This window comes from Arthrobacter arnarulunnguaqae (genome assembly GCF_051262515.1).
Lineage (GTDB): Bacteria > Actinomycetota > Actinomycetes > Actinomycetales > Micrococcaceae > Arthrobacter_N.
Window position 1 is genome coordinate 1 of the sequence record NZ_JBIMER010000001.1, and the last position, 23,789, is coordinate 23,789.

The window sequence follows — 23,789 nt, forward strand, 5'->3', positions numbered from 1 at the left end:
CATCTGCGGCGAGGTCAGCAACTCGTCGAAGGACGGATCCCCGGCGGTTTGGTCGGCGCGCTCGACGTCGAAAATCGCGTCGGGTTCGGCCTGAAAGTGCTCGTGGTTGGCCGCGGACGAGGCGGAAACCCGAGTCGGCTGCACCGGCCCTTCTCCGTAGTGCTCGTCCCCTGCGGGTCGGTCCGTTGCGGCAACGGGGGCAGCGGACGGCGTCGGGGCCTGCGTCTCGGGCGCCTCCACCGCTACCGCATGCCCGTTGCGGCGGCTGGGTGCCCCGTCGGTGGCCTGAGAAGAGTAGTAGTACTTCCCGTAGTAACCGTACTGGCTGGCGTCGGCGCCCTTGGTGGGAACCTGGTTGAGGATTGCACCGAGCACGTGCGCATCGACCTTGCGGAGGTTGTCCAGAGCCTTCTCGAGCTCGTCCGTCGTTGTCGACCCGGCCTTGACCGTCACGAGGGCACCGTCCGCCGACTTGGTGAGGATCGCGGCATCGGTCACGGGCAGCAGTGGCGGTGCGTCGATCAGGACGACGGCGGTTTCCGAGAGTTCGCGGAGTAGCTTCTTCATGGCGCGCGAGCCCAGAAGCTCGGAGGGATTCGGCGGGATCCGGCCCGAGGAAAGCAGCGAAAGGTTGGGGACGGGGCCGTACGGCTGCAGTACGTCGTCGATATCGGCCATGCCGCTGAGGACGTCGGTGAGTCCGGCGCCGGCCGGAAGGCCGAAGACCTCCGTGAGGACCGGGCGGCGAAGGTCGCCGTCCACGAGTATCGTCTCGCGTCCGGTCGCCGCGATGGCGACGGCAAGGTTGGCGGTGACGGAAGACTTGCCTTCGCCGGGTACGGACGACGTGACGACGATGACCCGCGGCGGGTTGTCGACGTCCATGTAGGCAAGGTTGGTACGCAGTTCCCGGAGAGACTCGGAGAAGGCGTGGGATTCGCGGTCGTCGTGGTCGAGCACTCCGGTCTCAACGATCTGCCGGTGGTCCGTCAGTCGAGAGTCGGAGGGGATGGTGCCCACGACGCTGGTTCCGAGCCGTTCCACGGTTTCCGCTGAACGGATCCGGCGGTCCAAGTGGTTGCGGACCAGCGCATAGCCCAACCCGAGCGCCAGCCCGACGACGGCGCCGAGCGCGAGCGCGAGCTTTGTGTTGGGGGACACCGGGGCTGTGGGGAGCGCGGCCATGCCGAGCGGGGCGACCTGGACCGCGGGCTGGGAAGAACCGCCGTCGGAACCGGCCGATTCAATCTCGGCGACTTGCCGGGCCAAGGCCTGGACCCAGGCGTTGGCGAGGTTCTGTGCCGCGGCCGGATCGGTGGAGGACGCGCTCACGCGGATTTCGGCGGTGGCGGTCGGGACCTCGACCGTGATTTGCCCCAGGAGCGTGTCGGGGCTGGTTTCGATGCCCAGTTCCTCACGGACCTTCAACGCGACGGGACGCGTTTCGGCGATCGACTTGTAGCTGGTGGCCTTGGACTTGGCGAGGTTGTCGCCCGCCAATGCGGTACCGATGTTCTCCGCGCCTGCCGTCACGACCAGGCCCGAGGACGACGCCTCGTAGATCTTCGGTTGAGTCATGGTCCACAGGAAAGCCAGAAGCACAGTCGCCAGTACTATTGCGGAGATTCCCCGCCAGTACGCTCTGACGACACTCAGGTATTGACGCAAGTCGGGCCCAGCCTCGGCGCCATTGACTTCGTTCGGTTCCAAAATAAAATCTCCCCGTGGGCTCGGTACGTGCAAAATTGAGACTGTCCAAGCCAGCTTTGCGCGCTATAGTCCATACGATTTTAGCCCACTGACAGGGCACGGAGTTTCGCGGCGGCCATCATGCCCTGCGCCCGTGGGTGCCGCGGGCTGGTATGATGGTGGGCAGTGCCCAGGCGAGGGAGCGGGATCTTGTGTCCCATGCGCTCCGTGATCGACGAGGCTAGACGCTGACGCCGCGGCCATCATCCGGTGGACGTTGCGGCATCTAGGCTTTGACCTCCGAGCCAGGCAGACCGCAACGAATCCAAGGAGATCCACCATGACCGATCAGCTCAAGCTTGCCGCGGAATTCCGCAACGACTTTGGCAAGGGCGCCGCGCGCCAGGCCCGCCGCGACCACAAGATCCCGGCAGTCGTCTACGGCCACGGCGCCGAGCCGCTCCACCTCCTTCTGCCGGCCCAGGAGACCACCTTGGCCGTGCGCCACTCGAACGCCTTGTTGGTTCTCGACGTCGAAGGCGAAGAGCACCTCGCGCTCGTCAAGGACATCCAGCGCCACGCGCTGAAGCAGACCGTCGACCACCTCGACCTGCTGACCGTCAAGAAGGGCGAGAAGGTCCACGTCGACATCTTCGTGCACGTCGAGGGCGAAGTTGCCGCCGGCGCCGTCCTGGACCTGGAGCAGTTCACCGTTTCCGTCGAGGCCGAAGCTACCCACCTGCCCGAATCCGTGACGGTGAACGTCGAAGGCCGCGAAGCCGGCGACAACGTGCTGGCCTCCGAGCTCGTCCTGCCCAAGGGAACCTCGCTGCTCATCGAGGGCGACACCGTTATCGCGACCGTGTACGTGCCGGCGGCGGCGGACCTTGGTGCAGAGTCCTCCACCGAGGCCGGCGCAGAGGCTCCCGCCGCGTCTGCTTCCTCCGCCGAGTAGGGTCCCCACCCACCCGCATGACTAGCGACACCTGGCTCGTGGCCGGGCTCGGAAACCCCGGGCCCGGCTACGCGCACAATCGGCACAACGTGGGCCAGATGGTCCTGGACGTACTGGCCGCCCGTGTGGGGGCATCCTTCAAGGCGCACAAGTCCCGTGCCCACGTGCTCGAGGGACGCCTGGGGATCGGCGGGCCGCGCGTGGTGCTCGCCAAACCTTCGACCTACATGAACCTGTCGGGAGGCCCGGTCTCGTCGCTCGCGAAGTTTTTCTCGATCGCCGCGGACCACGTCGTCGCCGTGCACGACGAGGTCGACGTCCCGTTCAACTCGCTCAAGCTCAAGTTCGGCGGGGGAGAAGGGGGCCACAATGGCCTCCGGGACATCTCCAAGGCACTGTCGACGAAAGACTACTACCGCGTCCGGGTCGGCGTTGGCCGTCCTCCCGGACGCATGGATACCGCGGATTTCGTCCTCAAGGACTTCGGGACGGTGGAGAAGAAGGAACTTCCGTTCCTCGTGGACGATGCCGCTGACGCCACGGAACTGCTGATCCGGGAAGGTCTCGAGGCGGCCCAGCGACGCTTCCATGTTGCTTGATCGGCGGCCCGCCTGGAGGCAAGCGTGACTCGCGGCAACTCAACCTAGCCAGTTGACACGTTTCCCCTTGTGGCGCCCGGACGAGGAACGAGTTTCGGTCCCGGACAAAGGTAAGGCTCGGCTCAGGTGTGCAATGGCGCTTCGAGTGGGAGGATTAGGGCACGGTTCCGTTCCGGAATCCCGAATCACCGCACTCAACATCCCCAAACGACCGAGCATTCCCAAGCGAAGGGCCCGTCCACAGTGGAGTCACCCACCCGCCAGAGCGCCATGGACACGGCGCCGCTCGACGACGCAGAGGTCGGCCGCCTGCGCGCGGACTTCACCATCCTCGGCCGGTCCATCAACGGCGCGCCGCTGGTGTACTTGGACTCGGGCGCGACGTCCCAGAAGCCACAGTGCGTGCTCGAGGCCGAGCAGCACTTCTACGAGCGCTTCAACGCGGCCGTCCACCGCGGTGCCCACAGCCTCGCTGTCGAGGCGACAGACATCTACGAGGACGCGCGCGAAACGGTAGCCGCCTTCGTCGGCGCCGCGACGGACGAACTCGTGTGGACGTCCAACGCCACCGAGGCGCTGAATCTCGTCACGTACGCGTTCTCGAATGCGGCGGCCGGTCGCGGGGGCCCCGCAGCGGAGCGCTTCGCGCTGGGCACGGGCGACGAGATCGTCGTCACCGAGCTCGAGCACCACGCCAACCTCATCCCGTGGCAGGAGCTCGCCTTCCGCACGGGCGCGACGCTGCGCCACATCCCGGTCGACGCCGACGGCGCGCTGCGCATGGACCTCGCCGCCGACGTCGTGGGACCGCGCACCCGTGTGCTGGCTTTCACGCATGTCTCGAATGTCCTGGGCACGGTCACCGACGTGCCCGCCCTCGTGGCGCTGGCCCGAGGAGTGGGGGCACTGACGGTCCTCGACGCGTGCCAGTCGGTCCCTCACCTGCCGGTCGACGTCCGCGAACTCGACGTCGACTTCATGGCCTTCTCCGGCCACAAGATGCTGGGTCCGACCGGCATCGGCGCCCTGTACGGGCGCCGGGAGCTGCTCAACGCCATGCCGCCCTTTCTTACGGGAGGTTCCATGATCACCACTGTCACCATGGAATCCGCGCAGTACCTTCCCGCGCCGGCGCGGTTCGAGGCGGGAACGCAGCGCGTCTCGCAGGCGGTGGCCCTGGCGACGGCGGCCAGGTACCTTTCCGAGGTCGGCATGGACCGGATCGCCGCCTGGGAGTCCGCTCTCGGGGCGCGCATGGCCGAGGGCCTGGCGTCGATCCCGGGCATACGCCAGTTGGGACCCGCCGGCGTGGAGCGCATCGGCACCGCGGCCATCGACGTCGACGGGGTTCACCCGCACGACGTCGGCCAGTTCCTCGACAGCCGCGGCATCGCCGTCCGTGTCGGCCACCACTGCGCCCAGCCGCTGCACCGCGCGTTGGGCGTCACGGCCAGCACGCGCGCCAGCACCTATCTCTACAACACCGCGGACGACGTCGATGCGTACCTCGAGGCCGTCGCCGGCGTTCGCCCGTTCTTCGGAGTCAACGCATGAGCGGCCTGGAACAGCTCTACCAGCAGATCATCCTCGACCACGCGAAGCGCCGCGAAGGCGACGGCCTCGTGGAGGCCGAGCCGGGCCACGCGTGGGGGGAGTCGCACCAGCACAACCCGATCTGTGGCGACGAGATCCGCCTGCGCGTCGAAACCGACGGAGCGCGTGTTGCACGGATCAGCTGGGAGGGCAACGGCTGTTCGATCTCCATGGCCTCCGCGTCCGCGCTGACCGAGTTGTCGGACGGCGTGGACGGCGTCGAACTCCTGGCGATGGTCCAGGAGTTCCGTGAGGTGATGCGGTCGCGCGGGACGCGGGAAGCGGACGAGGAAGTGCTCGGGGACGCGGCCGCGTTTTCCGGCGTCTCGAAGTTCCCCGCCCGCGTCAAGTGCGCCATGTTGGCCTGGGTGGCCGCCGAGCAGGCGCTGTTGGCGTCCAACGGGACCGCCGCGGAGCCCGCCGAACGCGCCTAGTAGACCGCTGTTCGCGCTACTCGAAGAGGTCCGGGACGCCGTCCTTGTTGGCGTCGACGCGCTCGCGTTGGGCGATGTCACGGTAGCGCTTGTCCCGGGGACGGAGCCACAGGGAGCCCAGCACCGCCGCGAGCAGCGAGCCCACGAGAATGGCGACCTTGGCGTGCTCGTAGTGCGGCGATTCCAGGCCGAAGCTGAGCTCCGACACGAGCAGTGACACGGTGAATCCGATCCCGCCCAGTAGCGTGACCCCGAACAGGTCGCCCCAGCGGGTGTCCGGATCCAGGTTGGCGTGGCGGGTTTTGGTGACCAGCCAAGTGGAACCGAGGATGCCGATCGGCTTGCCCAGGAGCAGCCCCGCCACGATTCCCCAGACCACGGGGTCCCCGAGCGCGCGCCCGATGCCCTCCGGGCCGCCAATGGTGACGCCCGCGGAGAAGAAAGCGAACAGCGGAACGCAGAAACCGGCGGAGAGCGGGCGGAAGCGGTGTTCGAACGCCTCCGCGAGCCCGCGGCCGTCCGCGCCGTCCCTGCGGCGCACGGGGACGATGAAACCGAGCACGACGCCGGCGATGGTCGCGTGGACGCCGGACTCGTGCACCAGCGCCCACGCGATGACACCCAAAGGCAGCAGGATGAGCCATGCCGCCCAGGGGCGGCGTCCGAAGAAACGCTGACCACGCTGGGAGAGCGCAGCGAACAGTGCTATCGGGACCAGGGCGAACAGGAGGAATTGCGGTTTCAGGTCGGAGGTGTAGACGAAGGCGATGATCACAATGGCGATGAGGTCGTCGACCACGGCCAGGGTGAGCAGGAAGATCCGCAGCGCGGACGGTAGATGTGAGCCGATGACGGCCAGCACGGCCACCGCGAAGGCGATGTCCGTTGCCGTGGGAATGGCCCAGCCGCGGAGCGTCTCGCCTCCGGTTGACGCGTTGAGGGCGAGGTAGATCAGGGCGGGAACCAGCACTCCGCCGAAGGCGGCCGTGACGGGGACGATCGCCCGGCTGAACCTATTGAGGTCGCCGATGACGAATTCCCGCTTCAGCTCCAGCCCCACGAGGAAGAAGAACACGGCCAGGAGGCCGTCCGAGGCCCAGTGCCCCAGGCTGAGGTCGAGATCGAGCCAGGGCACGGGGATGGAGACGTGCAGGTCGCGCAGGGCGAAGTAGGAGGCGGCTGCCGGCGTGTTCGCCCAGATGATGGCCACGGCAGCGGCGACGATCAGCACCAGTCCGCCGATGGTTTCCTTGCGCAGGATCTCGGAGATCCGCAGGTGCTCCGTGTAGCTGGAACGGCGGAAAGCCGTATCGGAGGACGGCTGGATGGGCGGCTTGGTGGGTGGCTGGTTCATGGCTGTTCCTGGTTCTTCGTAAGATCGGTCCGTCGGGACTAGCGGCGGTCGAGCCAAGCCTGGGCCTGCCGCGCCTGCAGCCCCAGGGCCTTGCCGAGGAACGGCTCGGCGGCGGCCGCGATCTTGCCGCCGAGGAACGGGATTCCGGACTTCACGTCCCCGGTCAGTTCGACGGTCGTGGATTCGCCGTCGGCCACCAGCCGTTGCACGGCCTTCACCTCGACGGGGGCACCGGCGACGTCCATCGTGATGTCCACCGTGCGGCTCCCGTCTGCCGCGGGAGCGGACCACGACTCGCGCTGGGTGATGCTGAGCGTCTGGCCCACGAACTTCCGGACCATCTCCGGCAGGCGGTCCGTGGGGACGGAGCGCACCACGGTGGCCTCGAACGCCTGGGCCACCGGTCCGCTGACCGTGAACTCATCGAGGGTTCCCCCGACCTGGCCGCTGACGTGCTCCACGAAGTCGCGGTCCGCGAACACCTCCGCGACGCGGCTGGCCGGGTAGTTGACGGTGGTGCTGGCGCTCAATGCCACGGTGGCTCCTTCGGGTGGGGTTCGGCACGCTGGGGAGCCGACGTCGGTTGCTGTGTCCATGCTACGGTCCCCGTGCGGTGCCCCCCAACGCAGACCCCGCGACCCACCGCGGGAGGCCGGGGGGACGGGCGGAAGCGGTAGGCTGGAGTGGTGCCCCGGACTCCTCAAGGATCCCGGGTATTTGTGCTGTCCGCCGGCCCCGGAAGGAACCCCCATGGCCCTCACAGGTCTTCGTACCGCCCTTGCGGCCGATCCCTCCTACGCGCGGGTTCGCGCGTACGCCACGAACCCTTTCGGGACGCGCAGCCAGGACCTCGAGGTCGCGGCACCCGCGGGACTGCGCGCGGCGCTGGTGGCAGAGGCCGTCGACGGACTCGAAGCCGGTGGCAACGGAGCGGCCGACGGCGGGGCGGACGGCGGGGCGGACGGCGCGGGAGCCGCCATCGTGTTGGCCGTGACGGCGACGGGTCGGGAAACCGAGGATCTGGCGGCCGCATTGCGCTCCTACCTCCCGCCCGGCGCCGTAGCGGAGTTCCCGAGCTGGGAGACCTTGCCGCACGAGCGGCTCTCGCCGCGGTCGGACACCGTGGGGCGCCGGCTCGACGTCCTGCGCCGCCTCAAGCACCCCGACGGGACGCTGAAAGTCGTGGTGGCGCCGGTCCGCGCCGTCGTGCAGCCGCTCGTCGACGGCCTCGGCGACCTCAAGGCCGTCCGCCTGCGCACCGGGGAGGAGAAGCCGTTTGGCGATGTGGTCCGGGAGTTGGCGGACGCCGCCTACTCGCGCGTGGACATGGTGACGCATCGCGGCGAATTCGCCGTCCGCGGAGGCATCCTCGACGTCTTTCCGCCCACCGAGGACCACCCGGTGCGCATCGAGTTCTTCGGCGACGAAGTCGAACAGATGCGGTGGTTCGCCGTAGCGGACCAGCGTTCGCTGGACCCCGATGGCGCGGAGGGTGCCGGGCCCGTCGGGCTGTTTGCGCCGCCGTGCCGCGAGCTGCTCATCACCCCGTCCGTCATGTCCCGGGCCGCGAAGCTCCTCGGTGCGATGCCGGCTGCGGCGGACATGCTGGAGAAGATCGCCGGCGGCATCGCGGTGGAGGGCATGGAGTCCCTCGCCCCCGTTCTCGTCGACGCGATGGTGCCGTTTGCCGCCCAGCTGCCGGCCAACTCGATCGCCATGGTCATGGAGCCGGAGCGGGTGCGGGCGCGCGCCCACGACCTTGCGGCCACCAACGAGGAGTTCCTGGCCGCGGCCTGGTCCACGGCGTCCGACGGCGGAGCGGCGCCGGTGGACCTCCTGCAGGCCGAGGGGCTGACCGCCGCGCTGGACCAGGGCAACTTCGCATCGCTGGCGGACACCCGCGCCACCGCGCTGCGGTCCTTAGTGAGTTGGTGGTCCGTCACGTCCCTGGGGCTTGACGGGGAACTGGTCCTGGACGTGGACAGCATCAGGGTCGGCGCTCGCGAGCCCCGCGGGTACCAGGGCGACGTCGCGGAGATGATGGAATTCATCGGATCCCGCGTCAGGGACGACTGGCGCGTGGTGGTGGTGACCGACGGCCCTGGACCGGCCCAGCGGCTCGCCGAGCTTTTCCACGACGCCGCAATCCCGTGCCATCGCGTCGAATCGCTGGACGCCTCCCCCCAGGAGGGTCTGATCGAGATCACCACGGCGGTCGCCGGACGGGGGTTCGTCCTCGACGGACTCAAGCTGGGACTCCTGACGGAAGCCGACCTGCTCGGGCGCTCGAGCGCGTACTCGGCCAAGAGCGGACGCAAGTTGGCGGCGAAGCGGCGCAACGCCGTCGACCCGCTCCAACTCACCGAGGGCGACTTCGTGGTTCACGAACAGCACGGCATCGCCCGGTTCGTGGAACTGATGCAGCGCAAGGTCGCCGGCGGCTCCGGACCCGAAGCCATGCGCGAATACCTGGTGCTGGAGTATGCGCCGTCCAAACGCGGGGCCCCCGGGGACAGGCTGTTCGTTCCGACCGACCAGCTGGACCAGGTGACGCGCTACGTCGGGGGCGAAGCGCCGTCGTTGTCCAAGATGGGCGGCTCCGACTGGTCCCAAACGAAGTCCAAGGCGAGGCGCGCCGTCAAGGAGATCGCGGGTGAGCTGATCCGCCTCTACTCCGCGCGTATGGCCTCGCGCGGGCACTCCTTCGCGAAGGACACCCCGTGGCAGCAGGAACTGGAAGAGGCGTTCCCGTTCAACGAGACCCCGGACCAGTTGACGACCATCAACGAGGTCAAGGCGGACATGGAGCGGGAAATCCCCATGGACCGCCTGGTGTCCGGCGACGTCGGGTTCGGCAAGACCGAAATCGCCGTGCGCGCGGCTTTCAAGGCCGTTCAGGACGGCAAACAGGTCGCCGTTCTGGTGCCCACCACCTTGCTGGCACGCCAGCACCACGAGACGTTCGCCGAGCGGTTCTCCGGGTTCCCGGTGCGCGTGCTTTCCCTGTCCCGATTCCAGAGCGCCAAGGAGTCCAAGGGGATCATCGAGGGACTGAAGAACGGCTCGGTGGACGTGGTGATCGGCACGCACCGGTTGTTGTCCCAAGAGGTCCAGTTCAAGGACCTCGGGCTGGTCGTGGTCGACGAGGAACAGCGTTTCGGCGTGGAGCACAAGGAAGCGCTGAAGAAGATGCGCACCAACGTGGACGTGCTGGCGATGTCGGCGACGCCGATCCCGCGCACGCTGGAGATGTCGCTGACGGGTATCCGCGAGACGTCCACGCTGGCGACGCCGCCGGAGGAACGCCATCCGGTGTTGACGTACGTCGGCGCCTACACGGATAAGCAGGTCACCGCGGCCATCCGCCGCGAACTGATGCGCGAGGGCCAGGTGTTCTTCGTCCACAACCGGGTGTCGTCCATCGACTCGGTCGCCGCGAAGCTGCGTGAGCTGGTCCCCGAGGCGCGGGTCGAGGTGGCGCACGGGAAGATGAGCGAGGCCCGGCTCGAACAGATCATCGTGGACTTCTGGGAGCGGAAGTTCGATGTCCTGGTCTCCACGACCATCATCGAGACCGGGCTGGACATCTCCAACGCCAACACGCTGATCGTGGACCGCGCGGACGCCTACGGACTCTCGCAGCTCCACCAGTTGCGCGGCCGAGTGGGCCGCGGACGCGAGCGCGCCTACGCGTACTTCCTTTGGAACGCGGAGAAGCCGTTGGGGGAGGTTGCCCTGGAGCGGCTGAAGGCCGTCGCCGCCCACAACGAGCTGGGGTCAGGCTTCCAACTCGCCATGAAGGACCTTGAGATCCGCGGCGCAGGAAACCTGCTCGGCGGCGAGCAGTCCGGGCACATCGCCGGCGTCGGATTCGACCTCTACATCCGGCTGGTCGGCGAGGCCGTGGCCGACTTCAAGGGCGACGCCGAGGAGAAACCGGCGGACATGAAGATCGAATTGCCGGTCAACGCGCATCTGCCGCACGATTACGTGCCGGGGGAGCGGCTGCGCCTTGAGGCGTATCGGAAGCTGGCGGCGGCCACGGACCGCGAGGGCATCGACGCGGTCGTGGCCGAGCTGGTGGACAGGTACGGGGAGCCGCCGGCGCCCGTGGTGAACCTGGTGGAGGTCGCCCGGTTCCGTGTGCGTGCCCGTGCCGCCGGACTGACCGACGTCGCGCTGCAGGGCAACTTCATCAAGTTCGCCCCCGCCAACCTGCCGGAATCCAGGGAGCTGCGCCTGGCGCGGATGTACAAGGGCGCGCAGCAGAAACCCGCGCTGAACGCGATCCTGATTCCCAAGCCGAAGACGGCCGCTATCGGGGGCAGGGACCTCGCTGACGCGCAGATGCTGGAATGGGCCGGCGGCGTGCTGAAGGCGGTCTTCGAGGACTAGCCGTATCGTCCGCCGGGCGGCAGCGGTGGACGGCAGGAACCCCCGCACCCGCGGATGCGCGGTGGCGGGGGTTCCTTGCGTCCGGCCCGTTTGCCGCTATTTCGCGGCTGCCGCTAGCTGCCGGTGGCCGGGCCGCTGGGCGTCGCTCCGCCTTCGCTGGACCAGTCGGTTCCGGTGTCCGCGGCATGCGCGGGGTCGGACACGTGGTCCGTCGCGCCGGCCGAGCCGCCGAAACCCGTCGAATCGGACTTGCCGGTGGTCTCGCGCACCTTGTGTGCCACGTTCGACGCGGCGGCGCCGACGGCGGCGCTGACCTCCGGGGCCTTCTCCTTGATCGTCTCGCCCAGGCCGTTCAGCTTGTCCTGGGTGCGGGGATCCTCCCAGAGCTCGCGGGCCTTGACCTTCATCTTGTCGTAGGACTCGCGGCCCGATCGTGTGCCGAAGATGTATCCGGCAGTTGCTCCCGCAAGGAACGTAAAGATTCGCATTCCAGTCCTCCTGTGGTCGTCCGGGCCCTGGTTCGGGCCCCGCAAACCACCCTAGCGCCAGTGGAGCGGTGCCGCCACGGATGGCCCGCAACGTCGCCGCATACCTTCGCAACATCGCCGCAAACGACGGAAGCCCCGCCGAAAAGGCGGGGCTTCCGTCGAAAGCACCTGTCCCGCGCAGGGCGAATGACGCGCGCGGGATCCGGCTACTTGGTCCGCGCGACCGCCGCGGCCTCGGCGCGCGCCGTTTCCAAGCTGTCCGAACGGCCCAGGATCGCCTGCGGAATGCCGAAGGCGAGACCCGCGAGCACCAGGCACACGATGCCCGGGACCCAGGCGTTTTCGAGCGTCCAGAAGGACAGTGCGTAGAGGGACCCGCAAAAAAGGACGAAGAACACGGCAAAGGCCACGAAATTGCCCACGAAGTTTCCCTGCCCGGAATAGGCCTTGTTCTTGCCGTCTGAATACACAGCGATTCTCCTTGTTAATGCGCCGGCGGAGCTGTCCGCGGCGCCCGCGTCAGTAGCCTGCGGCTCCCTGTTCTCCCTCTACAATAGCAACACCCGAGCTGGCTCCGAGCCGTGTTGCGCCCGCCGAAAGCATGGCCCGCGCGTCCTCCAGCGAGCGGACGCCGCCGGAGGCCTTGACGCCGATGTCCGGACCGACGGTCTTGCGCATCAGCGCCACGTCGTGGATCGTGGCGCCGCCTCCGGCGAAGCCGGTGGAGGTCTTGACGAAGTCCGCCCCGGCCGCCACGGAGGACTCGCAGGCGAGGACCTTCTCGTCGTCGGTGAGGAGCGATGTCTCGATGATGACCTTGAGGATCGCGCCGCCCTGGTGCACCGCGGCGGCGACGCCGGAGATGTCGGCGACCAGCGCTTCGCGGTCGCCGCGCTTCGCGGCCGCGATGTCGATGACCATGTCGATTTCGGCGGCCCCGTCGCCGACCGCCGCGGCGGCCTCGAACGACTTGGACGCCGTCGTCGTGGCACCGAATGGGAACCCGATGACCGAGCAGGTCAGCACGCCGCTGCCGGCCAACGCCTGCGCGACGGTGGCGACCCAGAGGGGGTTCACGCAGACGGATTTGAAGCCGTACTTGGCCGCTTCAGCCGCGATCCGCAGGACGTCGTCGCGGGAGGCGTCCTGCTTGAGCAGGGTGTGGTCGATGTAGCCGGCGATGTCAGAGGCCGGGGTGGTTGCATTCTGGCTCGAGGGCATTCGTATCTCCTGGGTGGTGGGGTGGGCGTGGTGCCCGGGTCGTCTCCAGCGGTTGGGCTTCTACAGGCCCAGTGCGTCGCCCACGTCGGCGCGGACCGCCGCCAGACGCGCGCCGGCAACGGCGCGGGCATCCGGAAGCCCGTCCGCCGAGTAGACCGGCGAGACAACCTCCAAGTAGCACTTCAGTTTCGGTTCCGTGCCGCTGGGGCGCACGATGACGCGGGTGTCGTCCGCCGTCATGAACAGCATGCCGTCGGTGGGGGGCAGCTCGCCACCCGGGAGGGAGAGGTCCCGGATGTCGACGACCTCCGATCCGCCCAGGGACTCGGGCGGCCGCGACCTGAGGCGGCCCATCATGGCCCCGAGCAGGTCCAACGAGTGGACCCGCACAGACAGTTGGTCCGTCAGGTGCAGGCCGTGGTGCAGTGCGAGCTCGTCCAGCGCGTCCTGGATGGAGCGGCCGTCGGCCTTCAGGCCGGCCGCGAGCTCGGCGACCAGGAGAGCGGCGGACATTCCGTCCTTGTCGCGGACGAGGTCCGGTGCCACGCAGTATCCCAGCGCCTCCTCGTAGCCGTACGAGAGCTCCGGAACGCGGGAAATCCACTTGAAGCCCGTCAGCGTGGTGTGCTGGTCGATGCCGTGTGCCTGCGCAATGCGTCCCAACTGGCGGGAGGAGACGATGGAGTTCGCGAACGTCGCCACGCTGCGGTCCGGCGTGGATCCGGCAACGCAGGGCGCGGCCAGCCGCTTCGCCATGTGGGCGCCGAGCAGCGCGCCGACTTCGTCGCCGCTGAGCATGCGCCATCCCGTTTCCGCTCCGGTGTCTGCTCCCGGGACGGCGACGGCGCACCGGTCCGCGTCCGGGTCGTTGGCGATGACCAGATCCGCGGCTTCGGCTTCGGCCTGGGCCAAGGCCAGATCCATGGCGCCGGGCTCCTCCGGGTTCGGGAAGTCGACCGTGGGAAAGTCGGGATCCGGCTGCGACTGTGCGCCGACGACGCGTACGTCGTCGAAGCCCGCTTCCGCGAAGATCCGGGTCATCGTTTTCCCGCCGACGCCGTGCAGGGACGTCAACACGATCCGCAGGTCGCGTGCGGGCCAGTTCCCGGCGTCGGCCAGTGCGGCGACGTCGGACACATACCGCGCCTGGATGTCGCCGTCCTCGCCGGCGCCCGGCAGGACCGTCCAGCCGGATCCGGCGAGGGGGATCGAGGACAGGGGGGCGTGGTGGTCGATCCGGCCGGCGATGTCGCCGTCCATGGGCGCTACGATCTGGGCTCCCTGGCCCGCGCCTGCCACGGCGCGCCCGCCGAGGTAAACCTTGTAGCCGTTGTCACGCGGCGGGTTGTGGCTGGCCGTCACCATCACGCCCGCATCGCAGGCCAGCGCCCGCACGGCCCACGCGAGCACTGGCGTGGGCAGTTGCGACGGCAGGAGCAGCGTCTCGATGCCGGCGGCCGTGAAGACTGCCGCCGTGTCGAGGGCGAACACGTCCGAGTTGTGGCGGGCATCGAAGCCGATCACCGCGCGCGGCTGGTAGGCGCCGGCGGCGGAGTGCAGGAGGTAGTCGGCCAACCCGGCGGCGGTGCGCCGGACCACCGCGCGGTTCATGCGGGCGGGCCCGGCGCCCAACGGCGCACGCAACCCGGCTGTACCGAACTCCAGCGGTCCGGCGAACCTGTCGGCGATCTCGGACGCGGCGGCGTCGGCGGCCACGCCGCCACCCGCGGCGGTTGCGTCCAAGACGCGCAGTTCATCGGCGGTGGCGTGGTCGGGATCCTCTTTGATCCAGAGTTCGACGGCGGCGGCGAGTTCCGCGGAGAGAGCGGTTGGGTGTCCCACGGCGCTAGATCCGGTCGACGATGTCGGCGAGGAGCCGCGAGATCCGCGGTCCGGCGGCCTGGCCGGTCTCGATGACCTCGCCGTGGCTCAGGGGAACGGGGCTGATCCCGGCCGCGAGGTTGGTCACCAGCGAGATGCCGAAGACCTCCAGCCCCGCGTGGCGCGCGGCGATGGCCTCGAGGGCCGTGGACATGCCCACCAGATCGGCGCCGATGGCCTTCGCGTAGCGGACCTCGGCGGGGGTCTCGTAGTGCGGCCCGGTGAACTGGGCGTAGACGCCTTCATCCAGGGTCGGGTCCACGGAGCGGGCGATGTCCCGCAACCGCGCGGAATAGAGGTCGGTCAGGTCGACGAAGGTCGCGCCTTCCAGCGGGGAGGCGGCCGTCAGGTTCAGGTGGTCGCTGATCAGCACGGGGGTGCCTGGCGTCCAGTCCTCGTTCAGGCCTCCGCAACCGTTCGTCAGAACCAGGGTCTTGCAGCCGGCGGCGGCGGCGGTGCGGACGCCGTGCACCACCGCGCGGACGCCCTTGCCCTCGTAGTAGTGCGTGCGTGCGCCCAACACGAGGATGCGGCGACCCGCCGGGGTCAGCACGGACTTGATGATTCCGGTGTGGCCCACGACGGCCGGAGCGTGGAACCCTGGGATGCCGTCGGCGGGAAGCGAGTGGGTTGTCTCGCCGAGTAGTCCGGCCGCCTCGCCCCAACCGGAGCCGAGGACCAGGGCGGTGTCGTGCAGCCGGACCCCCGTTTGATCGGCGATTGCTGCGGCGGCCTCGCTGGCCAGGGCAAAGGGATCGTTGTGTTGTTCGGTCACGGGAACAATGTACCGGGAACCCGGTCCCCTACGCGGAACCACCACAGGTGTGCAAGTTTCCTACGCTTGGTGAAGAATGGACTCTCGTGACTGCTCAACACGATTTCAGCGCCCATCGGCTAGTGATCCTCGGAGGTGGCCCTGGAGGCTACGAGGCGGCGATTGTCGGTGCGCACCTGGGTGCGCAGGTGACGATCGTCGAGCGCGACGGCATGGGGGGAGCGGCGGTGCTCACCGACGTCGTGCCCTCCAAGACGCTGATCGCGACCGCGGACGCGATGCGCCGGGTGTCCGGAGCGCGCAACTTCGGCGTCCGCACCGGCGACGTGACGGATGCGACGGCGGACCTCGGCGTCGTGAACGCGCGACTTCTGGCCCTGGCGCGCGACCAGTCGTCCGACATCCATACGGGACTCGAACGCGCAGGCGTGCGCGTGGTCATCGGCAGCGGCAGGCTGATCGACAACAACACGGTGCACGTCCAACGCCCGGACGGATCCGAGCAGACGCTCGACGCCGATGCCCTCCTCCTCGCCGTGGGCGCCCATCCACGCGAGCTCCCCACGGCCAAGCCCGACGGCGAACGCATCTTCACGTGGACCCAGGTCTACAACCTCAAGGAGATTCCGGAGCACCTGATCGTCGTCGGTTCCGGCGTCACCGGCGCGGAGTTCGCGTCCGCGTACAACATGCTGGGCGCCAAGGTCACGCTGGTCTCCTCGCGTGACCGGGTCCTGCCGGGCGAGGACGCCGATGCGGCACAGGTCCTCGAGGACGTCTTCCGCGAAAACGGCCTCAACGTCGTGGCGAAGTCCCGAGCGGCGGCCGTCGAACGCGTGGGCGACGGCGTGCTCGTGACCCTTTCCGACGGCCGGACGATCGACGGCAGCCACTGCCTGGTCGCCGTCGGCGGCATCCCCAACACAGCCGACATCGGCCTTGAGAACGCCGGTGTCGCGGTGACGGACAGCGGGCACATCAAGGTCGACGGCGTCTCGCGCACCACGGCACCGAACGTCTACGCGGCGGGCGACTGCACGGGCGTGTTCGCCTTGGCCTCGGTGGCCGCGATGCAGGGACGGATCGCCATGGCCCACCTGCTGGGGGACAGCGTGCGCCCGCTGAAGCTCAACGAGGTGTCGTCCAACATCTTCACTTCCCCGGAGATCGCCACGGTCGGAGTGACGGAGCAGCAGGTCAGGGAGGGAAAGTACCAGGCGGACATCATCAAGCTCAACCTGGCCACCAACGCGCGGGCGAAGATGATGAACGTGACCGAGGGCTTCATCAAGATCATCGCGCGCAAGGGCTCCGGGTCCGTGATCGGGGGAGTGGTGGTCGCGCCGCGCGCATCCGAGTTGATCTTCCCGATCGCCCTCGCGGTGCACAAGCGGTTGCACGTCGACGACATCGCGGAGACATTCACCGTCTACCCGTCCATCAGCGGCTCGGTCTCCGAGGCCGCGCGGAGGTTGCACGTGCACGTGTAGTTCACGGTCCGTCTGTGCCTCCAGGGTGTCCACTATCTGGACATACTGTCCAAATAGTGGCGGGTGGGCCTAGTATCGCTAGGCATCCATCGACCCTTGTTCGGAGAGAGGCCACTACCGTGTCCAGTCCCGCCACCGCAACGGCACCGAAGAAAAACACGCGCGGCCGCGTGATCTTCGCCAGCCTCATTGGCACCACCATCGAGTTCTACGACTTCTACGCATACGCCACCGCCTCCGTGCTGGTGTTTCCCGCGCTCTTTTTCCCCAATGCGACCAACATCAATGCCATCCTGAGTTCCTTTGCGATCTTCGGCGTGGCCTTCGTTGCGCGGCCCGTGGGTTCAATCCTGTTCGGCCACTTCGGCGACAAATTCGGGCGCAAGGGCACGCTGGTGGCCTCGCTGCTCACCATGGGCATCGCCACGTTCCTCATCGGTTTCCTTCCGGCGGCCACCGGATCGTTCGTTGTCCTGGCGCCGTTGATGCTCGTCATCCTGCGCTTCTGCCAGGGCCTGGCCCTCGGCGGCGAGTGGTCCGGGGCGGCCTTGCTGGCCACCGAAAACGCGCCCCCCAACAAGCGCGCCATCTACGGAACGTTCCCGCAGCTGGGCGCCCCGCTCGGCTTCATCCTCGCCAACCTGCTCTTCGTTGCGCTGCAGCTGACGCTGTCCGACGAGGACTTCCTGGCGTGGGGCTGGCGCGTGCCGTTCATCCTCTCCGCGGTCCTTGTCGCCGTGGGCCTCTACATCCGCCTGAAGCTGGTCGAGTCCACGTCCTTCCAGAACGTCGTCAAGGCCAAGAAGGTCGCCAAGTCCCCGATCAAGGACACCTTCAAGTACCACTGGCGCCCCGTCGTCGCCGGCACGTTCATCATGTTCGCCACGTACGTGCTGTTCTACCTGATGACCTCGTTCACCCTGACCTACGGAACGTCTCCCAGCGACCCGGCCGTGGCCGCGGCTGCCGCGGAAAAGGCCGGGAAGACCTTCGACGCCGCGTCCTTCGTCCCCGGGCTCGGCATCGCGCGGCCCGAATTCCTGTGGATGCTGATCCTTGGCGTCGTCTTCTTCGGCATCTTCACCGTGGTGTCGGGGCCCCTCGCGGAGCGCTACGGACGCCGCAAGTTCCTCATGGCCGTCTCGATCGGCATCCTGGTCTTCGGCGCGTGCTGGACGCTGTTCTTCGGACCCGGCCAGGGAGCCGCGATGGCCGGCCTGATCATCGGCTTCACCCTGATGGGCCTGACCTTCGGTCCGATGGCGGCGATCCTTCCCGAGCTGTTCCCGACCAACGTCCGCTACACCGGCTCCGCCGTCGCCTACAACCTTTCGTCGGTGATCGGTGCCGCCCCGGCGTCGTTCGTGGCCATTGCCCTGTGGCAGTCCGGCGGCGGGAACACCGTCTGGGTCGGCGTCTACCTCGCGGCGGCCGCCGTGTTGACGCTGATCGCCCTGTGGATGACCGCCGAAACGCGGGACCGCGACTACGAGAACAACATCTCCTAAAGTCAACCAACGAAGCGGCGGCGGTCCCCGAGGGGACCGCCGCCGCTGGCGTTTGCTGGCGAACAAGTGGTGTGGGGCCGGTCCCCGTGGGGACCGGCCCCAGCGGTTACTCCTCCACCCCCTGCAGTTCGGCGGTCGTCGGAGCCGGTTCGACCGCCGCTGCGGTGCCTTCCGAGACCTCGGAGACGAACTGCTGTGGTGCGGTTTCGCCATCCGTGATGGTCGCGATGACCTGAACCGGCGAACCGGCCTCCACGGCGGTGATGCCGAACTCGCCGGTGTCGTTGGCCTGGGTAGTGATGGCCACCGGATCGCCGGCCCCATCCAGGGCGATGACCTGGAGTTCGAACTGCGCGGCGCCTCCGTCGTTCACGGCGCCCTCGCTTAGGGTGGTGGTGATCGTGTCGCCGTCGGCCGGGGTCCCGGCGAAGGTGGGATCGACGGTCACCTCCTCGAGCTGGAGGATTTCCAGCGCCGGGGTGGTGAGATCGACGACGACGCCGTCGCCGAACTGCAGCTGCTCGACGTTGCGCAGGTAGTCGGTGCGTACCTCGGGTTCGAGGATGCTGGCCACCTGGACAACCCCATCGGCGTTCGTCGTGATGAGGTAGTCCGTGCGCGGACCGGCGTAGACCACCGTGTCGTTGCCGGTCCCCGCGGTGTTCTGCAACCGACGCTCGATCGACAGGTCCGCCGGGTTGAGCGTGCGGTTGAAGATGCGCGTCTGGTAGGCGGAGACGTTGTTTTGACGTTCCGTCACCTGGTTGTCGGCATTGCGCAGGACCACGTTGACGTCCAGCCAGGCATCGCCGTCGACGAAGTTGCTGCCCGCGCGCGGCTCGAAGGTGTCGTCGCCGGCTCCGCCGAAGAGGATGTTGTTGTTCATGTCCTCCTCGGTCGCTGGAGTGTCGACCATGAAGCGTTGTGCATAGACAGGGTTATCTCCGCCGCCAAGGATGTCCCGGAGTCCTTCGATCCGGGTCAGGTGTTCCTGGGTGAGCCGATGCCCGTAGCCGAGCCGATCGATGTTCGGGTCCTCGAACGCCTCGACGTTCGCGTTTCCGCGGACGACGTCGTTCCCGGCGCCGCCGGAGAATCCTTCCACCATCTTGAACCGGTCGATGATCGCCGATTCGGAGCCGGGCACGATCTGGATGGCGTCCATGTCGTTGCTCACCGCGAGGCTGGCACCGTCGTAGGTCACCCAGTCGAAACCGAGCATCCCTCCGAAGCTATCCGTGCCGGGCCCGCCGACCATGATGTCGTCGCCACCTTCGGCGTCGTGGTCGTTGTTGCCGGTCCTGCCGACGGTCACGTCGTGGCCGCCGTGGTACAGACCCGGATCGTTCATCATCGTGTTGCTCAGGTCGCCGACGAGGAGGTCGGCGTTGTTGCCGCCGTCGATCCAGTCGTTGCCCTCGTCGCCGCGAAGGTTGTCGCGGCCGCTCGAGCCCCAGATGAAGTCGTCGCCGAGGCCACCGAAGACCGTGGCGGCGTCCTGGCCGCCCACGATGTAGTCCTGGCCAGAACCACCGAACAGCAGGTCGCCGACGCCGGGACCACCGTTGATGGCGTCGTTGCCGGCCTCGCCCTGGATCCTGTCGTCGCCGAACAGGTCTGTGAGGATGTCGTCGCCGTCGCCACCCATGATTGCGTCCGCGCCGTCGTCACCTTCGATCCTGTCGTTGCCACCGCGGCCCCAGATGGAGTCATCGCCCAGACCGCCACGGATGTTGCTGGCCGCGTCGGTATCCTGGACGACGATGTGCTCGGCGCCGTTGAAGCGCCAGCCGGCCGTCGCACTGCCGGTCAGACCGGCCGAGTTCAGCTCCGTCTGCGGGCTGTCCAGGTTGAACGTCAGCTGCGGCGACGCGAACACATCGTGCGGAACGCGGTCCGCCGTCGTGTTGCGCAGCACGATCTGGGACAGCGAGTTCGCCTCCAGCGTGTGGAAAAGCGAGTTGCCCAGATTGCGGTTGAGGTAGTAGAACCGGTCGCCGTTCTGCAGGTCCTCGAGTTGCTTCTCGAACACGTAGTTGAACGTCGCGCCGAGCATGCCGCCGAAGATATACGGCTTCTCGGCGAGTCCGCCCATCCACAGGTCGACTTCGTTGAGCCCGCTGTCGGCCGCGGAGGCGTTCATGAACGTCGTGTTGGTAGCCAGTGTCTGACCGGCGGAGCGCTTGGCCGCCAGCGTCGTTGCGTCGACCACCGTGGGGTGGTTGCCGTAGGCGGCGATGAAGTTGCCGATCGACTCCGGGTTCTTCATCGAGAGACGGAAGTCCTCCCAGCTGTCGTAGGGAGCCAACTGCGGATCCCCGCTCTCCTCGAAGAACGTGGCTCGCGCGGCCTGCATCCCGGGGACGCCGGTGTCGCGGGCACGTGCGATGTTGATGGCCGGCAGGTCCAGCGGCAGGCCGAGCAGCTTGTTCCGAAGCGTGTCGGTGACGAATTCGTCGATGCCGTTGGCGGTCTGGTTGGCCAGGCCCTTCAGGATTCCGCCGGCCGACTCGTCGGCGCCGATGGCGGTTCCGTCGGGTGCGGTTCGGAAAGCCGTGGGACTCAGGAAGGCGTCCAGCAACGGCACCTCGGTGATGACACCGTTGTGTTCGCGCGGCACCGTCTCCCGCAGGAGCGAGTGGCCGAACCGGTACACCGAGTGGGCGAACTCCGCCCGGATCGATGAGTTTACGTCTGGCTGGTACGAGTTTTCGTTCAGCACGGTGGCGTCGATGTTCGGCTGAATGCGGCGCGCGAACTCTTCGAAGACGAGGTGCTGGTATTGCATCTCGGTGAAGAAGCGTGCCGCCTGGAAGAGGCGTTCCCCGTAGTCCCAGAATCCGTCGGCCTGGTAGCGGGCCAACAGTTCCGCGGGCACCTCGGTCTCCAGGACGTTCTGGATCTGATCCATCATCCGGTTGTGCTCGGAGTGGAACACGTGGTGCACGGAAGTGAGTCCGATGTTCTCGTTGCCTCGGCCGTCTCCGGTGATGAAGTGCTGGCCCAGCGACGCGTTGTCGTAGCCGGGGATCTGTGGACCCGTGGGGTCCGCCGGGTTGGCGACCATCCGCGGCGTGGCCCCGTGGGCGATGTCGTCCAGGAAGGACGCGTTTGCCGTCAGGGAACCCTCGGTGGAGATCGGCGCCGCCGGGTTGCCCTCGCGGAGCCCGTCCGCGAAGGCGAGCTGCGCCCGGCCGTTCGCGCCGAGGAGCAGGTGGCCGTACGGGTCCGTGGCGATCAGCGGAACATCGAGGACGTCGAAGTCGTCCAGTTCGATGCCCAGAACCGTGCGGGCCTGGTTCTTGACGTCGTTCCAGGTGGGCAGGCCCTCGCCGCCCTCGCCGTTGAGGATGCGACCGGTGGGCATCGGGCTTCCGTTCACGAGCGTGTACTCCCGCATGAAGGCCTGGTGCGAGGCGTGCGAACCATAGGTCTGGTTCTGGTCGACGAACGGGGTGGTGCGGTTGATGTGCTCGCGGGCACCGCCGTCGTTGTTGATCGTCGCGCGAGTCAGGGTCAGGAAGTTCGTCCGTGCCCCCTGGACGTACAGCGGATCGTCCGGCTGCAGCGGGATGACCACCGTGCCGTTGCCGCCCTTCGAGACCAGGTCGAGGCCGTGGTCGAAGAACTGCCCGAAGATCGTAAACAGGCTCGTGGCCGAAGCCGAGAGCCCCTCGTCCGTGGCGATGTCCGGGACCACGACGTTATTGCCGACCACGCTCGTGGCCAGCTCCTCCTCGAATGCCGCAGAGACGTTTCCCACGCCGCTGTTGGCGCCGATCACCACGATATTGGAGGCCGCGAGCCTGTTCAGCTCGGTGATGACCGGGGTCACGGATCCGGTGGTCCGTACCAGAAGCACCGGTGCGCCCTGCATGCCGGCGACCGGCGCGATGGCCATCGCGTCGGGCCAATCGTCTCCCGTAACAACGTAAACCGTATCGACGGGTGGCGTGAACGAGGCCGCGGACAGCATGGCCGCCGTCTCGATGCGGTTCGCGCCGCCAATGCGGGTGACTGTGGAGCCGGGGACCGAGTTCCGGACCTGCGTCTCAACGGCGGGATCGACGGCGAGCGGTCCGCCCATGATCACTATCTCGCTCGGCGCCAGCCGCGTGAGCTCGTTGATGGTGGTCTGCGGCATCGAACCGACATTGGTCAGCAGGACGGGGTTCGCGTCGCGGGCCGCAACGCTTCCCGTGGTGAGCGCGTCGGGGAAGTTGAACGCCGTCGTCAGGTAGACCTTCGAGACGTCGTCCGTCGGGTGGTCGCGGTTGCTGATGGCAACCGCGGTGCCGAAGCGCGTATCGCCCGCCACTCGCGTGACCGTCGCCGCGTAGCCACCCAGATCTCCGAAGACCTGCTCGCTCACCGCGAGCGGGCCGCCCACTACGACGATCTCACCGGGTGCGAGGCGCCTCAGCTCCGCGTCGACATCGGTGGGAATGGTGCCGCTGGTGGGAACCATCAAAAGCGGAGCGCCGTCTGCCTTTGCGGCGGTCGCCGCGGTCATGGCGTCCGCGTAGTCGTCGTCGCGCGAGATGTAGACGACGGGCGCCCCATCGGGGAACGCCCGCCGGCTGATGGCCACCGCGTCGCTGTAGTCGGCCGTTCCGGCGAGCCTTGTTGCGGTGGCTCCGATTTCGCGAAGGCTGCCGTCGACCCGGTTCATCACCTCTACCGCGGCCGCGTTGTTGACCGTTTGGTCGACAATCAGGTTGCTGATGGTGCGCGGGTCCGAGTCGTAGACGAAGCCCTGGGTTTGGTTGTAGGACGTCGCGGCGCCGGGATTCGGCGAGTTGTTGCCCGGCGCGAAGGGCGGCGTGACGTCGGCGTCCTTGTATTCCGCCTTTAGCAGGCGGGGGAAAACCTCTTGCGCGGTTCCGTAGCCGTCCTGAGCCGGAAGGAGGTTGTTCCAGCGGCCGTCGACCGTCCGCAGGCCGTAGGGCATCGTGGGCGAACCCACGCAGTATCCCTGCGAATCCCGGTAGGTCTGGGTCGCGACGTCGAAGGTCTTGCCGGGCAGGCACAGAGGCGAATCATTGGGATCCGTCAGGGTGGCCTCGGCGTGGTCCTCCGAGATGTCGATTTGCTTGATGATGAATTCCAGGTCGCCCTGCGTGACGTTGAAGTCCTGACCCGGAGGTGGTGCGGCGATGGCGCCTTGCGCCGGTGCGAGGATGCCGGCCGCTACCAACGCGGTCGCGACAGCCAGGACACCGGCCTTTTGACCTGGTTTCCCAGGCCCCTTCCCAAGATTTTTCAATTTTTTCTCCCCAATTGCGTCGGTCCGGCGCTTAGTCGCCATTGGACCGTGCGAACCCCCGCGGAATCGAGCCCCCCAAGACGGAATAAATCCGTCAAGGCCGATACCCCCAAGTGGCCTTAACTATGGTGATGCGTGTTG

The 23,789-nt window shown here is 67.8% G+C and carries 16 protein-coding genes; 7 read left to right on the forward strand and 9 right to left on the reverse strand.

The window, feature by feature from the left end; genetic code table 11:
• On the reverse strand, window positions 1-1,578 hold a 1,578-nt coding region (locus ACHAAJ_RS00005; RefSeq protein WP_435725760.1), incomplete at its 3' end, for a tyrosine-protein kinase domain-containing protein.
• Window positions 1,579-2,029: 451 nt separating this feature from the next.
• Between ACHAAJ_RS00005 and ACHAAJ_RS00010 the strand changes: the two genes are divergently transcribed.
• From ACHAAJ_RS00010 to sufU, 4 genes are all read left to right on the forward strand, one after another.
• Window positions 2,030-2,644 carry a 50S ribosomal protein L25/general stress protein Ctc gene (locus ACHAAJ_RS00010; RefSeq protein WP_435725761.1) on the forward strand — a complete coding sequence of 205 codons (615 nt, stop codon included), beginning with the start codon at window positions 2,030-2,032 and terminating at the stop codon, window positions 2,642-2,644.
• 17 nt (window positions 2,645-2,661) lie between these two features.
• Window positions 2,662-3,243 (forward strand): aminoacyl-tRNA hydrolase, encoded by a 582-nt coding sequence (gene pth, locus ACHAAJ_RS00015; RefSeq protein WP_435725762.1) that lies wholly within the window; start codon window positions 2,662-2,664, stop codon window positions 3,241-3,243.
• A 270-nt stretch (window positions 3,244-3,513) separates the two neighbouring features.
• The gene (locus ACHAAJ_RS00020; protein ID WP_435726213.1) at window positions 3,514-4,797 is read left to right on the forward strand and encodes a SufS family cysteine desulfurase; all 1,284 of its coding nucleotides are present in this window, start codon (window positions 3,514-3,516) and stop codon (window positions 4,795-4,797) included.
• Complete coding sequence (sufU, locus tag ACHAAJ_RS00025; protein ID WP_435725763.1) at window positions 4,794-5,270, forward strand: Fe-S cluster assembly sulfur transfer protein SufU; 477 nt, start codon at window positions 4,794-4,796, stop codon at window positions 5,268-5,270. The genes ACHAAJ_RS00020 and sufU overlap by 4 nt, the downstream gene beginning before the upstream one ends.
• Before the next feature lie 16 nt (window positions 5,271-5,286).
• On the opposite strand, the gene nhaA is transcribed toward sufU, so the two are convergent.
• Window positions 5,287-6,624 carry a Na+/H+ antiporter NhaA gene (nhaA, locus tag ACHAAJ_RS00030; protein ID WP_435725764.1) on the reverse strand — a complete coding sequence of 446 codons (1,338 nt, stop codon included), beginning with the start codon at window positions 6,622-6,624 and terminating at the stop codon, window positions 5,287-5,289.
• A gap of 38 nt (window positions 6,625-6,662) precedes the next feature.
• The gene (locus tag ACHAAJ_RS00035; RefSeq protein WP_435725765.1) at window positions 6,663-7,160 is read right to left on the reverse strand and encodes a DUF2505 domain-containing protein; all 498 of its coding nucleotides are present in this window, start codon (window positions 7,158-7,160) and stop codon (window positions 6,663-6,665) included.
• Window positions 7,161-7,374: 214 nt separating this feature from the next.
• On the opposite strand from ACHAAJ_RS00035, the gene mfd reads away from it, so the two are divergent.
• On the forward strand, window positions 7,375-11,019 hold the full coding sequence (mfd, locus tag ACHAAJ_RS00040) for a transcription-repair coupling factor (RefSeq protein ID WP_435725766.1): 3,645 nt from the start codon (window positions 7,375-7,377) through the stop codon (window positions 11,017-11,019).
• A gap of 113 nt (window positions 11,020-11,132) precedes the next feature.
• Here the strand turns inward: mfd and ACHAAJ_RS00045 are convergent, their stop codons facing one another.
• The 5 genes from ACHAAJ_RS00045 to ACHAAJ_RS00065 all read right to left on the reverse strand — a co-directional run bounded on the left by ACHAAJ_RS00045 (window position 11,133) and on the right by ACHAAJ_RS00065 (window position 15,384).
• Complete coding sequence (locus ACHAAJ_RS00045; RefSeq protein WP_435725767.1) at window positions 11,133-11,507, reverse strand: YtxH domain-containing protein; 375 nt, start codon at window positions 11,505-11,507, stop codon at window positions 11,133-11,135.
• Between the two features lie 206 nt (window positions 11,508-11,713).
• On the reverse strand, window positions 11,714-11,977 hold the full coding sequence (locus tag ACHAAJ_RS00050; protein WP_435725768.1) for a hypothetical protein: 264 nt from the start codon (window positions 11,975-11,977) through the stop codon (window positions 11,714-11,716).
• Window positions 11,978-12,026: 49 nt separating this feature from the next.
• Window positions 12,027-12,728, reverse strand: a complete 702-nt coding sequence (gene deoC, locus ACHAAJ_RS00055; protein WP_435725769.1) for a deoxyribose-phosphate aldolase — start codon at window positions 12,726-12,728, stop codon at window positions 12,027-12,029.
• A 60-nt stretch (window positions 12,729-12,788) separates the two neighbouring features.
• Window positions 12,789-14,570 carry a phospho-sugar mutase gene (locus ACHAAJ_RS00060; RefSeq protein WP_435725770.1) on the reverse strand — a complete coding sequence of 594 codons (1,782 nt, stop codon included), beginning with the start codon at window positions 14,568-14,570 and terminating at the stop codon, window positions 12,789-12,791.
• 4 nt (window positions 14,571-14,574) lie between these two features.
• Complete coding sequence (locus ACHAAJ_RS00065; RefSeq protein WP_435725771.1) at window positions 14,575-15,384, reverse strand: purine-nucleoside phosphorylase; 810 nt, start codon at window positions 15,382-15,384, stop codon at window positions 14,575-14,577.
• An 86-nt stretch (window positions 15,385-15,470) separates the two neighbouring features.
• Here ACHAAJ_RS00065 and ACHAAJ_RS00070 point away from each other — a divergent pair, with 86 nt between their 5' ends.
• Together ACHAAJ_RS00070 and ACHAAJ_RS00075 are read left to right on the forward strand one after the other, a co-directional pair.
• Window positions 15,471-16,874: an NAD(P)H-quinone dehydrogenase gene (locus ACHAAJ_RS00070; RefSeq protein ID WP_435725772.1), complete on the forward strand. Its 1,404-nt coding sequence runs from the start codon at window positions 15,471-15,473 to the stop codon at window positions 16,872-16,874.
• A gap of 119 nt (window positions 16,875-16,993) precedes the next feature.
• The gene (locus tag ACHAAJ_RS00075; RefSeq protein ID WP_435725773.1) at window positions 16,994-18,382 is read left to right on the forward strand and encodes an MFS transporter; all 1,389 of its coding nucleotides are present in this window, start codon (window positions 16,994-16,996) and stop codon (window positions 18,380-18,382) included.
• Between the two features lie 106 nt (window positions 18,383-18,488).
• Here the strand turns inward: ACHAAJ_RS00075 and ACHAAJ_RS00080 are convergent, their stop codons facing one another.
• Window positions 18,489-23,648 (reverse strand): peroxidase family protein, encoded by a 5,160-nt coding sequence (locus ACHAAJ_RS00080; protein WP_435725774.1) that lies wholly within the window; start codon window positions 23,646-23,648, stop codon window positions 18,489-18,491.
• Between the last annotated feature and the right edge of the window lie 141 nt (window positions 23,649-23,789).

Bases quoted from the DNA above. Each gene is read 5' to 3' on its own strand.
- ACHAAJ_RS00045 (WP_435725767.1), bottom strand. From the start codon at position 11,507: ATGCGAATCTTTACGTTCCTTGCGGGAGCAACTGCCGGATACATCTTC.
- sufU (WP_435725763.1), top strand. From the start codon at position 4,794: ATGAGCGGCCTGGAACAGCTCTACCAGCAGATCATCCTCGACCACGCG.
- deoC (WP_435725769.1), bottom strand. From the start codon at position 12,728: ATGCCCTCGAGCCAGAATGCAACCACCCCGGCCTCTGACATCGCCGGC.
- mfd (WP_435725766.1), top strand. From the start codon at position 7,375: ATGGCCCTCACAGGTCTTCGTACCGCCCTTGCGGCCGATCCCTCCTAC.
- nhaA (WP_435725764.1), bottom strand. From the start codon at position 6,624: ATGAACCAGCCACCCACCAAGCCGCCCATCCAGCCGTCCTCCGATACG.
- ACHAAJ_RS00020 (WP_435726213.1), top strand. From the start codon at position 3,514: ATGGACACGGCGCCGCTCGACGACGCAGAGGTCGGCCGCCTGCGCGCG.
- pth (WP_435725762.1), top strand. From the start codon at position 2,662: ATGACTAGCGACACCTGGCTCGTGGCCGGGCTCGGAAACCCCGGGCCC.
- ACHAAJ_RS00010 (WP_435725761.1), top strand. From the start codon at position 2,030: ATGACCGATCAGCTCAAGCTTGCCGCGGAATTCCGCAACGACTTTGGC.